This window comes from Rhodopirellula islandica, assembly GCF_001027925.1.
Taxonomy (GTDB): Bacteria; Planctomycetota; Planctomycetia; order Pirellulales; family Pirellulaceae; genus Rhodopirellula; species Rhodopirellula islandica.
Map to the genome: position 1 here is coordinate 25,988 of NZ_LECT01000023.1, position 15,372 is coordinate 41,359.

13 protein-coding genes are annotated in these 15,372 nt (G+C 57.4%); 2 read left to right on the top strand and 11 right to left on the bottom strand.

The features are described from left to right. The first annotated feature begins 347 nt into the window (after positions 1–347). Positions 348–665 carry a hypothetical protein gene (locus RISK_RS29480; RefSeq protein WP_053061156.1) on the top strand — a complete coding sequence of 106 codons (318 nt, stop codon included), beginning with the start codon at positions 348–350 and terminating at the stop codon, positions 663–665. Between the two features lie 138 nt (positions 666–803). Then, positions 804–1,109 (top strand): hypothetical protein, encoded by a 306-nt coding sequence (locus RISK_RS29485; protein ID WP_150122560.1) that lies wholly within the window; start codon positions 804–806, stop codon positions 1,107–1,109. Between the two features lie 312 nt (positions 1,110–1,421). Here RISK_RS29485 and RISK_RS11400 read toward each other — a convergent pair whose 3' ends face one another. The 11 genes from RISK_RS11400 to RISK_RS11455 all read right to left on the bottom strand — a co-directional run bounded on the left by RISK_RS11400 (position 1,422) and on the right by RISK_RS11455 (position 15,350). Continuing rightward, a complete protein-coding gene (locus RISK_RS11400) occupies positions 1,422–2,378 on the bottom strand; it encodes a Kelch repeat-containing protein (protein ID WP_236696221.1) in 957 nt (318 codons plus the stop codon). 84 nt (positions 2,379–2,462) lie between these two features. Continuing rightward, the gene (gene xseA, locus RISK_RS11405; RefSeq protein WP_047814431.1) at positions 2,463–3,812 is read right to left on the bottom strand and encodes an exodeoxyribonuclease VII large subunit; all 1,350 of its coding nucleotides are present in this window, start codon (positions 3,810–3,812) and stop codon (positions 2,463–2,465) included. Continuing rightward, complete coding sequence (locus tag RISK_RS11410) at positions 3,809–5,104, bottom strand: aminotransferase class V-fold PLP-dependent enzyme (protein ID WP_047814432.1); 1,296 nt, start codon at positions 5,102–5,104, stop codon at positions 3,809–3,811. The genes xseA and RISK_RS11410 overlap by 4 nt, the downstream gene beginning before the upstream one ends. Further along, complete coding sequence (gene sufU / locus RISK_RS11415) at positions 5,101–5,535, bottom strand: Fe-S cluster assembly sulfur transfer protein SufU (RefSeq protein ID WP_047814433.1); 435 nt, start codon at positions 5,533–5,535, stop codon at positions 5,101–5,103. The genes RISK_RS11410 and sufU overlap by 4 nt, the downstream gene beginning before the upstream one ends. A gap of 119 nt (positions 5,536–5,654) precedes the next feature. Next, a complete protein-coding gene (locus RISK_RS11420; RefSeq protein WP_047814523.1) occupies positions 5,655–6,383 on the bottom strand; it encodes a polysaccharide deacetylase family protein in 729 nt (242 codons plus the stop codon). Beyond that, complete coding sequence (locus tag RISK_RS11425) at positions 6,376–7,674, bottom strand: glycosyltransferase (RefSeq protein WP_047814524.1); 1,299 nt, start codon at positions 7,672–7,674, stop codon at positions 6,376–6,378. The genes RISK_RS11420 and RISK_RS11425 overlap by 8 nt, the downstream gene beginning before the upstream one ends. Before the next feature lie 154 nt (positions 7,675–7,828). Then, the gene (locus RISK_RS11430) at positions 7,829–9,481 is read right to left on the bottom strand and encodes a GumC family protein (RefSeq protein ID WP_047814434.1); all 1,653 of its coding nucleotides are present in this window, start codon (positions 9,479–9,481) and stop codon (positions 7,829–7,831) included. Between the two features lie 647 nt (positions 9,482–10,128). Continuing rightward, the gene (locus RISK_RS11435; protein ID WP_047814435.1) at positions 10,129–10,788 is read right to left on the bottom strand and encodes a hypothetical protein; all 660 of its coding nucleotides are present in this window, start codon (positions 10,786–10,788) and stop codon (positions 10,129–10,131) included. Next, on the bottom strand, positions 10,785–12,731 hold the full coding sequence (locus RISK_RS11440) for a cation:proton antiporter (protein ID WP_047814436.1): 1,947 nt from the start codon (positions 12,729–12,731) through the stop codon (positions 10,785–10,787). Before RISK_RS11440 ends, RISK_RS11435 begins: the two co-directional genes overlap by 4 nt. Positions 12,732–12,854: 123 nt before the next feature. Continuing rightward, complete coding sequence (locus tag RISK_RS11445; protein ID WP_047814437.1) at positions 12,855–13,259, bottom strand: hypothetical protein; 405 nt, start codon at positions 13,257–13,259, stop codon at positions 12,855–12,857. A 576-nt stretch (positions 13,260–13,835) separates the two neighbouring features. Next, entirely contained in the window at positions 13,836–15,350 is a 1,515-nt protein-coding gene (locus RISK_RS11455) for a DUF1254 domain-containing protein (protein ID WP_047814439.1), read from the bottom strand. Between the last annotated feature and the right edge of the window lie 22 nt (positions 15,351–15,372).

Here is a 15,372-nt window from a genome sequence, read left to right on the forward strand (position 1 = left end):
TAGCAATCAGATGCAGCGTCTGGCCATGTCCGCTCATGGTGGATCGCTGTTCTGATCGGGCAAACAGATTAGGCGAAATGCAATGGGCGTCAAGCCGAGCGTTCCCGGAGGCAGCTTTCGCAGCGGAACGGAGAATCGCCACAACCCCAGCGACGCTGCTGGTAGAATCTTTTCAGCTCGAATACTCGCTAAGCAGTTCGGCAGGAGTCTTTCGGCATTTGGACTGCTTCGGGAAGTGTTGTTGCTTCCACGTACAACCGGGGCGTTGGCCACGGTTGTGCTTGGGAACTCCTGCATACTTGTTTCGCAACAAAGTACTTCTTTGCGAATCCGATGTGACTGCACCAATGAACGCATCCCTCCCCGCCACCGAACCCCGACAAGTCGATGATGGACGATTAGGGATTTTCCAATTGATGGTGATCACCGCCGGGATCGCAATTGCCTTTGCGATCGGTCGTGGACTCGGGACGCTTCGTCGTGTTCCGGATTGGCCGTGGCGTTCAGAAACCGCGGAAACAATCCAAACCATGGATCTGCTGGTTGCCAGTGTCTACGGTCTGAGTCTCGCCGTGTTTTTCTTGGCAGTTCGATCCCAGCACTTCTGGACCAGCCTAGGCAAAACGCTTGCCTTGCTGTTCGCCAACATGTGTGTCTTGGATTAGACACTCGACTTCTTCGCCTCCACCACCGTTGCCCTGCGTTTTTGGGTCGACCCGCAAGCCGGTATCTCTTCCACTGCAGGCTATGTCCTCGGCATCTGGTACGAACACTTCTCAGCTCGGCTGGGATACTTCCTCGGGTTGCCTGTTCTCATTCTAGCGATCGTGCGGACAAAACCGCAGCATTTCACCTGGCGATTGGCCTGGGTCGGATTCCTGATCTTCGATCTGGCGATCCTTTCAGTCCTGCATGTGGACGTGTTTGCGACCCTTCCACTAGGCCTGTTGAATTGGTACTTCCCAATCGCACTGGGGATTCCCGTTGTGTTGCTTGCGATTGCATTCATTCGCGATCTCACGCGGCGAGAACTCGATTGGTGGACCGTCCTGACATGTCTGCCCATCATTTCCATTTGGCTGATCAGTGTTGTGATGCAGGCAGTATGACCTTGGGTTGAAAACCCAAGGCTTTCGGCTGCCGTCGCTCCGCGACTGATTGAGTGTGTTGCGGGATCGAACAACCGCGGAGCGGTGACAGTTGTCAGCCTCGGGTTTTCAACCCGAGGTCTTGTTCGTGCCCCTGTTGCTCGACAAGCCGCGGAGCGGCGACAGGTGGCAAGCGATGAGACGCGACCATTGCGGGCTTGCTTGCTTGCGCGGCGGGAACTGGGGAGTGCCTCATTGACGCGTCGGGTTTCCATGGGCGCATGGATCGCGTGGCGGGGCGATTCGATGTTCGATCATCGTCGGTGCTCACGACTACTGCGTAAGCACCAAGCGCTCGGTGGTCGTCAATTCAGGACCGCCGCCTCGATTGCCGCTTCCTGACGCGGTGAATAGCGAATCGCCGATCCGAACCAGGCCTGTTCCATGTCGGCCTTGGACCAGCGATGGCCACGACGCCCACTCCTTGGTTGCAGGGTCAAAGACTTCGATCTGGTCGTGAGCCGGCTTCTGATCTGCACTCTCACCGCCGCCAACGACCAATTTGCCTTCGATTGCGACGACGCTGTTGCCTGCCCGCTTGGTTGGCAAATCAGGGCACTGCTCTGCCGGCAACCATTCGCCAATCTCAAAGTCGTACACATCCAATTTGCTGATCGTTTGTGAGAACACGGCGTTGTCGCGTTTGGACGTCACTCGTCCGCCTGCCGCGTACAGCCGATTGCCAATCACGGCCGCTTGAAAGTGATCTCGCATGTGGGGCGCATCGGGCATGATCTCCCACACGCCTGTCTTGGGATCGTAGCGATCAAACCATGGTCGACAACCATCGACATGCCCGTTCGTGATGCCGCCAATCAAGTAGATCCAACCATCGTGGTAGACGGCACCGGCCCCGCCGCGACGACGTGACTCGGGGATCGAATGAACGAAGTCAAAACGATCTTCCGCGGGATGATAGACCACGACCTTTTCAAGGGGCGTTTCCCGCGGGTACGGTCCAGTCATCGCTCCCATCAAGTAGATCGCATCCTCCACCACGACACCTTGAAAGTGATGCAACTCCATTGGCGTTTCGGAATTTGCTGTCCAAACATTGGTCTTGGGGTCGTAGACGTCGACCGGATTGATGCGGCGGCCACCAAGCAAATACAGCTTGTTTTGAAAACCTACCAAAGCCGCTTCATGGCGCGCCGTCGGGTGACCTTCCGTCGCAATCGTTTTCCAGACCTCCAGCCCGGGATCAGGCGATTCGGCTTGAACCAGTGACAACGAGGTTCCAAGAAGCAAAGCACAAAGGTGGAAACGCATCGTTGGGGGACCGATAGGCAGGAGGTGAGTCAAGGGAATCGCGACCTAGGACGCCCCTGTTGGATCGTCGTTCGATTCTTGGGGTGCGACGACGGAGAACACGTCGCCGCCCGTCAGTCGAGTTCGCAATATTTGGCCTGGCTGAACGTCGCTCGGAGACCGGACGACTTGTCCCGATTCCGTTTGCGTGACGCTGTAACCACGCGAAAGCACGGCCAGGGGTGACAGAGCCGTCTGGGCCGCCGCAACCGTCGCGAGTTTGGAACGAGCCTGTTCCAAGCGACGCCAGATCGCTGACCGTCCACGCTCGTCCCAGTCGTCCAAGTCGCGACTGCGGTCGTGGACCAGCTCGAACGGGTTTTGAAACACCGGGCGAGATTCCCAGTTCTCTAAGCGTTGCCGTTCTGACTGGACTCGGCGGAACAGATTGCGGGTCATCATTTCGCCCAGTGCATCCAACGCCGCAATCATGGACTCACGATCAGGAAGCACTCGAGACGCCGCGTCGGTCGGCGTCAACGCACGCACGTCCGCCACCAAATCCGCCAGTGTCACATCGATCTCGTGTCCCACCGCGGACACCGTCGGAATCCTCGACGCTGCAATCGCTCGTACCAGTTTCTCGTCGTTGAAGGACCAAAGATCTTCCAACGAGCCACCGCCTCGCGAAACGATCAACACATCGGGTTGAGGCCGCATCCGGTGGGCCGCTCGCATCCCATCGATCAGCGATTCGACACTGCCCGGACCTTGGACGCTGGCCGGAATCAAGACGATCTCGATCCCGGCGTGACGCTGCGCTGCGGCCTGCAAAAAATCTTGGATCGCAGCCCCCGTGGGGCTGGTCACAATCGCGACCCGCCGAGGAACACGCGGCAACAGTCGCTTTCGTTCCGGTTCGAACAACCCTTCTGCCTGCAGCTTGGCTTGCAGTTGCGCAAAGGCGAGCTGCAGTGCCCCCATGCCTTGCGGTTGGCACTTGCGAACCACCAACTGATAGGAACCCCGAGCGGCGTAGACCTCCACGTCGCCCATGCAAAGAACGCTTTGCCCGTCGTCCAGCTCAAACGGCAAACGCTCGGCAACGCTTCGCCACATCACGCCGCGAATTTGCGAGCGATCGTCTTTGAGCGTGAAGTACAGGTGCCCGCTTCGTGGCCGAGCGATGTCGGTGATTTCACCCGCGACCCAAACCGAGGGAAACCCCGACTCAACTGTCGATTTGATTTGACGAGTCAGCTCGCTGATCGAGATCGCATCTTCGCTGATCGAGATCGCATCTTCGCTGGTCGAGCTTTGCCGCCTCTTCTTGGCGACTTTGCGTTTCGGGGGCGTCGCCTTGGTCGGTTTGTCATCGCTGGAATCAAACAGCGAGAACTGTGTGGGGTCGCTCATGTCTCAGATCGACTCTCGCGTGAACGACGACGTCGCCCGGTTTTCGCGAAACGGTCTCGCACATCCGAAACGGCTTGCAAGAACACGTCGACTTCATCGATCGTGTTGTAGAAATAGCAACTCGCTCGCGAGGTCGCGGAGACCCCAATCGCATTGTGCAGAGGCATCGTGCAATGGTGCCCTGCGCGAACCGCCACGCCCTGACCATCGAGAAACTGGGACACGTCGTGTGCGTGAACCCCTTCGACCACAAAGCTATTGATCCCGCCTTTGTGCTTGGGCGTCGGCCCGATCACACGGACGCCAGCGATCTCACGAAGCCCCGCGTCGGCACGCGAACCAAGCTGACGTTCATGGGCATGAATGTTGTCCATGCCGATCTGGAGCAGGTACTTCACTGCCGCTTCCAGACCAATCGCTTCGACAATCGGCGGCGTGCCAGCTTCGAATTTCTCGGGCAAGGAATGGGACGTGAACCCATCCGTCGTGACCGTGTCGATCATCCCGCCACCACCCAAAAACGGAGGCATGGAATCCAACAAACTTTCGCGTCCCCAGAGCACGCCGATTCCGGTCGGTCCACAAACCTTGTGGCCGCTGAAGACGACAAAGTCCGCCCCCCAGTCCTGCACATCCAGCTGCCAGTGCGGGGCGGCTTGCGCTGCGTCAATCAACACGGTCGCACCCACATCATGAGCCAGCTGGGTCCAGCGTTTGACCGGGTACTCGGTGCCGAGCGTGTTGCTGGCGGCACCAAACGCGAACAACTTGGGTTGGTGCGTCTGAATCGCGGAAGCAACCGCCTCATCATCGATCAAAAAGTCGTCGTTGATCGCGATGAACTCCACCCGGCAACCGACACGTTCGGCCAACTGATGCCAAGGAACGATGTTCGCGTGGTGTTCGCTGATCAGCAACAGAATCACGTCGCCTGACGAAAGATTCTGGTCGCCCCAGGATCTCGCCACCGTGTTGATCGCGGCGGTGGTTCCCGCGGCAAAGACGACCTCGCTGGTCGTCGACGCGTTCATGAACGAAGCCACAGTCGCGCGTGCGTTTTCGTAGGCTCCTGTCGACGCTTCGCTCAACGTGTGAATCCCACGATGAACGTTGCTGTAGTATTCCCGATAGCATCGACTCATCGCATCGATGACGGCATTGGGACGCTGCGTGGTGGCCGCGTTGTCGAAATACACCAGCGGTCGACCACTGGCCGATTGAGTGTTCAAAATGGGGAAGTCGTCACGGATTTTCGCGACGTCCAACGGCGAGGTGGATGTGGTCACACTCACTGCTCTTCCCCAAGCGATGGGCCGCCCGGTGCGGAGGAATCACCGTCTTCGTTGACTGGGGAATGCAACGCCGATTGCAGAATCTTCCACGACAATAAGCAGCATTTTTGGCGATTGGGGGTCAGCTTGGGACCGAACAACTCCAGCATTTCTTCCGCCGTGAAAGCCTTCACTTCGTCAACCGTTTTGCCTTCCATCAGCTCAATCAGCATCGACGCGGAGGCCTGGCTGATCACACAGCCCTCGCCTTCAAACCAAGCCTCTGACACCTTCCCGGAATCATCCAGCCGCAATGTGATCACAATTCGATCACCGCACAACGGGTTCTTTCCCTCGTCCATGTGGCTGGCGGAATCCAGCGTCCCGTGGTGGTAAGGATCTTCGTAGTGATCTAGCACGTGCTCTTCGTAAATGTCCTGCTCGTTCGGCATGTTCGAATGGTATGGCGTGTGTGTTCGATCGGTGGAGTCGCGTCAGGGATTGGCTACGGTGCAACCTCCGTGCAGCGAGTCTGATTTCACCCGTCTCCTATTTAACTCTATGCGAGTTGTCAAAAAAGGGAAGCGGGGCTTTCGGCGGAGCACACCTCTCCATTGCTCGCCGTGACGGCCCAGCCGGACTCAACCGCCTGTGAAAGCATGGCGAACACCTTTTCAAGGTTCTTCCACTGTTCGTTTTCCTCGATTTCCCAGCTGTGCCCCCACAGATGGAACACGCCCCCTGTTTGAGCTGCCCGCGCCAGCATCACCTCGGCCAATCCCATCCAATCCGTCTTCCCCGCGATCGTCCATGCGTAGTGAAGGGGCGTCCAGGAGGCTCGTTTGATCGCGTTTCGAACGTAGACCGAACGCGGGTGCGGGTGAGCCTGCACGGAAGTCGGCATTGATGACAACTCCCAGCCCTTGTCGCCGCGAACGTAGTCGCCGCGAACACGGCGTTTGGGCGGATCGACTCGCAGCAACTCCACCGTTCGATAGCCGATGAAACCATGGCGAGCGATCGCGTTGACGTGTTCCCGTTGGTACTTTCCCAGCGGCGGGCAAAACATCGCACACGATTGCCCGGTCACATCCGCAACCCAAGCCCCGCTGTCATGAATCTGCCGTTCGGCCTCCACGTCCGGCAACGTCGTCAATGCCAAGTGCTCCATCGTGTGAGCGCCGATCTCAAACCGCTGGCTCAACTCACGGATCTTCTCTTCGGGCAATGTCTCCAGCTGTGAATTGCGAGGGATGTAGAACGTGGCCGCCAAGCCGTAACGATCCAGCAACTCAGCCAAGCGTTGATCCTGAGGATGTCCGTCGTCCCAGCTTGTCGTGATCACGCATCGGTTCGTCATGAGCCTGTTCAGGGTGCGAGATGTTTTCGGAGGAATCGGTTTCGTTTTGCGAGGGCGACGCCTCCGAAACACGAGGCACGTTCGCTGCATTGGCCGGGTGCTGCGAATCAATTCGCAAATCCGGAGCGCCGTTGCGGCTCACTTGGTTTCGTCCGCGTGCGGTCAAAGCGTCTTGATAGATCGCCATCAGTTGATCGTGGTTGATCGCCGCGGTGTACTTGGACTCATACTCCCGGCGAGCCATTTCACGCATCGCGATGGTTTGCTCCGCGTTCTCAACAAAACGATCCACCACCGAGGCCAGTTCCTCCGCGTCACCGCTGCGAAACAAAGCCCCCACGGATGGGTGTACTAGCTCAGCTTGACCGCCTTGGTTCGCGCACACAACCGGTGTTCCGCAGGCATACGCTTCGACCACCACCCGGCCGAACGATTCCGCACAGTGAGACGGCAAAATCAACATCGCCGCGTCAGCCATCGTCCGATAGACCGCCGCCTGGTCCAAACGGCCCAAGTACTCCACGTTTTCCCGCGGTCGATCCACCAAGTGCTTGAGCGGACCGTCCCCGATCACCTTCAGCGGGATGGGCTGGGTCAGCCGGTCCCAAGCATCCAGCAGAACTTTCAATCCTTTTTCTTCACTCAAACGGCCCACAAACAGGGCGTAACCACCGTCCCCTTCCCCGAGCGGAAGGTCCGATTCAACGAAGTGAGGCTTGACAGCGATCGGAGGCATTGGATGCCCCGATTCCTCGTAACGGGTTTTGACAAACTGGGTCGGTGCGATCGCGACATCGAGATAACGCTGATACGTCTTTCGTGTCCGATGCAACCAATTTTTCACGGCGACAACGCCCGACGCCAATCGGCTCTCGTGAAAACAGGCATGGCGAATTGCGGGAGCCGCAAACCGTGCGGCGACACACTCCGTGCAAGGTCGCCCGTCCCGAAAACACACCGCCTTGGGACACAAAATCCGCGAATTATGCAGTGTCAAAACGGTCGCAGCCCCGGCCTGATGAGCCGCCTTGATCGCAGCCGGCGAGATCGCTGGGAACGTGTTGTGGAAATGCACCACGTCGATCTGCTTCTGCTTCACGATCGCCTGGATTTCGCGGGCGATGGCCGAATTCCAAACCGTCATCCGAGCATTTGTGATCGCTCCCGCACCAGACATCGAATCGTTCAGACGCGTGAACCGTGTGACCTCATGGCCAAACGATTCCAACAATTGCGTTTCAGCATCGAATACAACATCCTCTCCGCCACGAAGGCGGTAATAGCTGTGAACGGCAAGGATTCGCATGGCGATGATGGGCGCCGTGGGTCAGCGAGGAAATGGAGGCAAACGAGTGAGGATTTCGCGATTCAATGGAAACATTCGTTTAGCGGGGTACCGTCGTCAACCCGCCATTTTCTTCGGTTTCGGCCGCAGGTTCCGATTCAGGAGGTTTGTTGAACCCGCGAACGCTGTCGGTTCCGCGGTAGCGCCCGTGTCCCGCATCGCTTCGGCGGCGAGTGGGCGGTTGCCGATTGGTGTCCATTTCGGCTGAATGAGGCGTCGCCAGCAACCCGCGAATCAGGGCTTGGACAATTCCAAATCCCACCGCCAGCATTGCCGCCAACACCAACAGAATCGAACGTTTCGGTTTGACCTTCTTGAGGCCCAACGAGGGTTCTTGGACGACAGCGATTTCACTGACGGCACCCGACGACAGTTGATCGATCAACCGAGCGTTGTCGCGATTCTCAGCCGTCCGCATGTACTCGGCTTCCGCCAACGCGGTTTCCCAGCCCAGCTCGGCCAATTGCACCTCGTCCCGGTTCAATTGCGTCAGTTCTTCCTTCAGAAACTCCGCTTGCGACTTCAGGTTCTCATGCTTGGATTCCAAACCAGACAGCCGAGTTTCGGTCTGCTGCAGCGACATCACCAGTGCCTGCCGAACCGGATTGGTCGACTCGGTCGTCTGAGGCCGCTCGCCTTGCTCCGATTGTGAGATCTCGGTTGCCGCTTCCAGTTGTTCTCGCAACACTTTGAGCTTGGGATGGTCGTCACTCAACTTCAGTGATTGTTCCTTGTAGCGAACTTCCAACTCATACAACGCCTGACGCATCGAGTCGCCGGTCGCTTTGGGAATCCCACGAATCGTTTGCGTTTGCAACGTTTCCGGCTGCTCGCCGACCTGTTCGATCAATCGAGCTCGCTCCGACACCGCGGATGCCAGTTCATACTCGACGTCCACCAAATTGCTTTCGACCTGGCTGATCAGGGAACGCAACGCCGACTGAGCCGAGCCGATGTCGATGATACCGCGTTCGGTTTTGGCAACTCGAAGCTTTTCTTTTGCCTCCACCGCTCGCTTGTAAGACAACTTGGATTGCTCTTCGAAGAACTCCGACGACCCGAGTGAACTGTGGGCCATCGCGTGGTGCTGGCGATAGATCTGAACCAACGCCCTGAGCAAATCACGCGACAAGAAGGGGTCCTCCGACCGGACCTCCAAATCGATCGTGTAGGCATCCTTGGCCATGTACAAATTCATCGATTCCTGAAACGCATTGATCGCCATCTCTTCGGCGAGCTGAGCTTCCACTTCTTCCGCCGACAAATCGCCCATGGGTTTTGCGGCCCCGCTGGGCACCATCGAACTGATCTTCTGCATCGTCTTGGACAGCAAGCTGCGTGGTTCCAAGATCCTTTCAACGCCAACCTTTTTGACCACTTTTTGAGCGATCGCTCGCGACTGCAACATCTCTCGAACACTGTTGACCTGCGACGCCCGACTGTCTTGCAGCGAAACGGTTGGCGAAAGCGTCGCCGTGGGATCCATCGAGACGGCGCCGCGTCCCAATCGAATCAACAATTGACTATAGGAATCAAACTGGGCCGGGATCAAGAAGACCCCCAGCGCCAACACGGGCAGCAACACGATCGTCCACAACACCGCTGACAATCGGTGGCGAGCAACCGCCCGCCAGAGGTCATTCAGACGCAATGGGCGGAAATGATCGGCTTCGGCAAAGGAACGTTCATTCATGTTGCGAGATGCAGCAAGAGACGGAAACGATGACAATGAGTGGAGCGACTTTGACCAGACTCAGCAGCGCCGCCGTCCAGAACAAACGGATTCCAACCCCAGAATCCGCCCGACTCAGTCTAATCCGATGTCAGCCGAACGAGAGGGGCAAGCTTGTCGGACACGCGTTTTTGCGACATCAAAACGCCTCCAGGCATCATTCGCCGCCCCTCCGCCATGGTCAATCGCCCCGCCAAGCCGAGAATCGATCCCAAACGACCTCTCAAAGCTCGGAAATTCGATCGGCGCATAAAAAAACCGACAGGCTGGATCCATCGATCCGACCTGCCGGTCCAATTCAGTAACAGCCACTCGGCGGCAAGAGTGAAGCCGCTGGGAGAAACGCGTGGATCTCGACGTGCTACTGCACAAGTCTTTGTTGATCCAGGCGTGCCCGAAAAATGAACCCTCTGCCGGTGTTATGTGACTGCACCTAACAGACCTCAAAAGATCTGCTGCTTGCATTTTAGGCGTCGTAGCCGATGCAGCAAGGTTGATCGGCCAATTACTTGCCGGATCTGATCCAATTCTGCCAATTTGTGCGATTCACGCCAAACTGTCCCACCCGATTTCTGTCCGGTTTCGTCGCGAGAAAACCACGTGTCAGCTCAACGGATCAGCCAATCGCGGAAGCCTTCGACAAATTGGTCGCCGCGTCCCATCACGCTTCGAACCAGCAGGACCAGCATTGCGATCGCCACCAACAACGCTCCCCAGCCACGCCTCGGGGATGGCGGTGCGATTCCGCGAACCTGAACTCGCAACTGTCCAAGCAAATGATTCCAAAACGACAGCGGCAACATTGGCTCAAATGCCAACACGCTGACGCAGTCCAGCCCTTGGTGACCTTCAATTCTCAGGTGGGCACCAAATTGTGGCAAATGAACCTGCGCCTTCCGTTCATCTCCCGTCGCCGCCGAATCGATCGCTTGAGCCGCTCGCATCAATGCGGGATACAGTTCCTCCGCCGTTCGTCCATAAACCACCAATCGAGGTTCCCGAGTCAGGACGATCAGCCCGCACACCAGCACGTACAGCAACAACAACGGCAACCACACGTACGGGCCCAGAAAAATGGCGGACGCCCCGGGGAAGAACAACTGCATCGGGCCAATGGCGATCATTCCTGCGACAGCAAACAGAACAGCGGCCATGTCTCGCCCGCCCGTCGTCACCAACACCCGGCCGCTCACGCGAATCAACGACAAGAGCAACAGGTACCCGATCAAAGGCAAGAAGGCGACGGTCAGGACAAACGGGTCGATCACGACGTGGGCTCCTCGTTGCCGGCTTCCTTGGCACGCTCGCGACTGGTGTCCGCATCCGCGGCGCCGTCGTTGCTCGCGTCGCTCCGCTTCTTCGACGCCTTGACCGCGTGCTTCTCAGGTACCGGTGTGCTGCTGACCAACGCCAAGATCGTTTGCCCCGCCACCGGAACAAGCGGCGCATCGACGGTGTTGATGTTCAATCCGCCTTCCGCCGTGATCGCACACAACACGGTTGTCACTTCACCATACGTCTCTTGAAAATCGGCAAAGGAGTACGACTCCGTCAGCTTTGTGGTCTTCAATGACGCTCCCGCCGCGTGCATTTCCGACAACCGTGTGAAGGTCAGCCCTTCGCCAAACAATTCCCGTCCCATCAAGTTCTTGGTCAACCCGCGACGTCCCGCCGCATTCTTCGTCTTGAATGTCAATTGATACAACCGCGACGACTCAAACATCGCGCGACATTCCCGCAGCGCCAATGAGTTGACTTCGTCATTGGGCGTCATCGCCAACAACCGACCGATCCCCGAGAGATCCAAATCTTCGCGGGCGTGCTCGTTCAGAATGTTGGCGCACTCGCCGCGAAGCCCGGCGATTCGAGCCTGACTGATTTTGTTGTAGTTCGTGTCGACAAGCAGCACCGGAATCCCTGCGGCGTTCAATTCGGTCGCGAAGTCTCGCACCCAAGCGTCCGCCCCCGCAATCAAAACACCACGGCTGGTTTCCTCTGCCAACTTCAACAACCGAGCCAGCGGGGACGCCGCAATTCCGTAAACCGCAACCGTTCCAATAATCACCAAGAACGTCACCGTCGCCAATTGTTCCGAACCCGGGATGTTCAAATCCGTGCGGCTTTCCATCGACAACGCAAACACACTGCTCACCGCCGCCGCAACAATCCCGCGAGGTGCCAACCCGGCGATGAACGTCTGCTCGCGATAGTTCAGCGGGCTTCGCAACAGAGACAAGTAAACGGACAGCGGACGCACGATGAAGATCAACGCGAGAATCAAACCAATCCCCGGCATCCCAATCGTGGCCAAGTCGGTCAAGTTGACACGCGACCCCAGCACGATGAACAGACAGCCAATCAGCAGTGTTCGCAGGTTCTCTTTCAACTCGATGATGTGTTCAACATCAAAGTGCTTTTGGTTGGTCAACCAAATTCCCAACACCGTCACCGCGATCAAACCGGATTCGTGTGCCATCATGTTGCTCAGCGCGAACAACAACAACGCCAGCGACAATGCGGCGACACCGTGCAAATGATCCGGCACCCAGTAACGACGCAGCGCCTGAGTCAGCAACGCTCCGCCGGCAACTCCCAGGCCCACACCGATCGCGGAGGTCAGCACCAGCGATTGCAACGCCCCAGACCAATGAGGCGCAGATTGCGCCAGCACCACCTCTTCGAACACCAGCACAGCCAACACAGCGCCGATGGGATCGATGACAATCCCTTCCCACTTCAAAGTCGATGCCACCCTGCGGCTCGGTTTGACTTGCCTCAGCAACGGACCGATCACCGTCGGCCCTGTCACCACCAGGATCGCCCCCAGCAAAAAGCTCAGGTGCCAGTCAAATCCTAGGATCCAGTGGATCGCCAACGTGTTGCCGATGAAGGCCAAGGCAGCCCCCACCGTGCACAGCCTCAACGAAGATGAACCTGACTCTCGAAGCTCACTCAGCTTCAGCGTCAGCCCGCCTTCGAACATGATGACGGCGACCGACAACGACACCAGCGGGAACAAAAGATTGGGCCCGGCTGTCTCATCGCCGCCCGTCAGATTGGCCAGCAACGCGTCAGGCTGGACAACAAAGTGCCCCAAACAAATTCCAAACAGAAGCAACAACAGAATGCTGGGCAGCTTCGTGCGCCACGCCAACCATTGAGCCGTCACCCCGAGCGTGGGCACGAGGGCCAGGTAGAGCAAAAAATCCATGTGGCGGATGCGTCGGCAGAGTAGAAAGAGATCAGAAACCGCTCACAGGATATCTGCCGACACGACCGCCGCACAGCACCAACGACCTCTGAGCAGCACTTCGAGATCAAACTTTCCGCAATCTCAGTAGGTCGGAACCGTCACAATTGGCTGGTCCTGGAACAATTTAATCGAAGGCAAGGTGATCCCACGTTTCTTGGCTTCGTACATCAACGCTCGCTCAAAGAACGGGAACGGATAATGCGAATCACGCCGAATGGCGTAGCGTTCAATTGCCACCACCAAACGCAGATCCAACTTCCGCTCATTCACCCGCTTGGTGATCTCCAGCAAGTAATCCTGTTGTGGCTGGGTTGTGGCGTGCAGCCGGTTGACCAGACGCTCGTACAACTTGGCGGTGGAATCCCCCTGCGTCCCCATTTGACTGCGGGTGGTGATCTGAGCTTGCGCCGAAGGCGCGTCCGCCAACCCCAATCCCAGGCAAACGAACAACGAAGCGATGAACAGACGGTGATGTCGAGCCAACATGATGCGACCAAATTTCGCGGGAACACGTGCGAGAATCCTCGACCTGCATCGCTAGCAAAAACGCGTTGCGGGAATCAAGCCTGATCTTTTTCATCTTGAAAACGCGCTCGTTCTCGCGCCAATGCAGTTTTCGACGCCGATCCCATCCACGTTTTCAGGGTCGGACGTCCCCACAGATGGAACCAAAGCGTGCCACACACCAGAAACACCAGCACATGAACCCCAAACACAAGCGGCTTGTTGGTCGGGACGGCTTCGAAGAACAGCATTGAAGCGAAACAGACAACCGCCGTCGCGGTGGACATCGAACTTGCTTGCCACGAGTTCTTTAACCCCAGTCGTCTCCCACATGTTTCACACTTGCACCCGGGAAACCCCAGACGCAATCGACTGATCGCTTGACCACACACCGGGCAAACCGCAGCGGCCGACTTTGTCGGTTCCGCTGGTTCCGTTGCCGGTGAACGATACGGATTGATAGCAGGCTTCAAGAAATCACCACCTTCGGCACACGACGCCCCTCACCGATTTGATAAGCGAGCGTTTCACGCCAATCGACACCGTCTCTGTCCGGAGTCACTCCACCAATTCCGGATCGTTGGGCTTCCATGTCTTGTCGTAGAAAGACTCAAGCGGCCCGTACAATCGAAAGATCGTGTTCCAACTCTTTCCTGGAACCGTCTGAATCCAATTGCCTTCTTTCCCTTCCGGTGGCTGGGGCGAGAAATAGACGTCGTAGGATCCGTCCGCGTTGGCCTTCAACCCCTCCGAATTGTTGTCGATCCCTGCGAATTGCTGGTCCGTTTGGAGCTCCGAACGCGTCTGGCAGTCGTAAACGGTGAACGACCAGAAATCTTTCGCCGGCACATTGGGCGGCAGGTGAATTTTGTAGGTCTTGTTCCCATCAAGCGCCTCGCCCTCTTTGTCGAGGTACCCAATCAAATACTGCGAACCCACGCCGACATTCTTGATCGCCATCGCCGGCGTGATCCCAGTCGCATAGAAATGCATGTAGGCACGCGAATCCAACAACGTCATCCCGTTCATCAGAAAGTCGTAATGCCCGTCAATGAAGGGATTCGTCCAGACTCTTTCCCCGGGATAGACATAAAAGCGTTCCTCCTCGGGGCGTGCTGCCAATGCACGTGCGGTCACGGCCCCAACCATCGCGGCCTCGGTCAGAATCTTCTTCATCCGATCGTCCGGCGCGAACTCCTTGCCCTTCTCAATGCCGATCGCAGCCAGCATGCCGCGAATTTCCGGTGACAAACCACCCACGTCCAGCGGCTCGTCCTGGATGGTTGTATTCAACTCCTCCCAGTACCCGTAGTCCATCCGGTGGATGGTGCAGTTCTCTTTGCCAGACAGATTCACGAACTGGATCGCTGGCGGGTTGTCTTTCTGAGACAACGGGTACACCTTGAGAAACTTCTTGGTTGCTGCAATCGCGGGCTCCGTCGAACCATCCACTTGAAACCCTCGCCAAACCATCCAGTTCCCATAGGTCTTGGTGTGGTAGACGTAGTATCCCTCCTCGGGCAAATCGCCTTTGTATCCCGGAGGAACCAGCAGGAACTTGCCGCCTTTGCCGCGATCGGGACCGGCGTTGCCAAAGTCAGCCACGTAACGGAACCAAGCGTCATCGATGATGCCGAGCACCTTGGGAGGAGTTTCCAGGACCATTGGCTCATCACCAAGTTCCAACCACATCGTCTGGTAGATCGAAACAGTGTTCGGAGTCAACCAAAGTGCCTTCGAATCCAACAGTTGTTCAAACAACAACGCTGTCGTGTTGGGGGGCCCAAACTCACGAATCCCCTTTTCCATCGCTCCCATCGACGAGACCTGAATGGTCGAAAGGAAGGCCTGCGTGGCACGCTGAAAAGCAAGTTGATCGTAAACCAATGCCGTTGTCTTTTTGTCCGGCACACCATCAAACGATGTCAACGTGCCAATCCGAGTCTCCAGCTTGTCTGGAGTGGCGATCCCAGGTGGAATGGGCGTGGTCATTTTCATCTTCGGCGGATCAGCCGAAGCGAGCCCGGCAACGACGACGGCGGCGAACACCGGGAACACAAGACGCAATGACATGGGACGTCACACTGATTGGAAG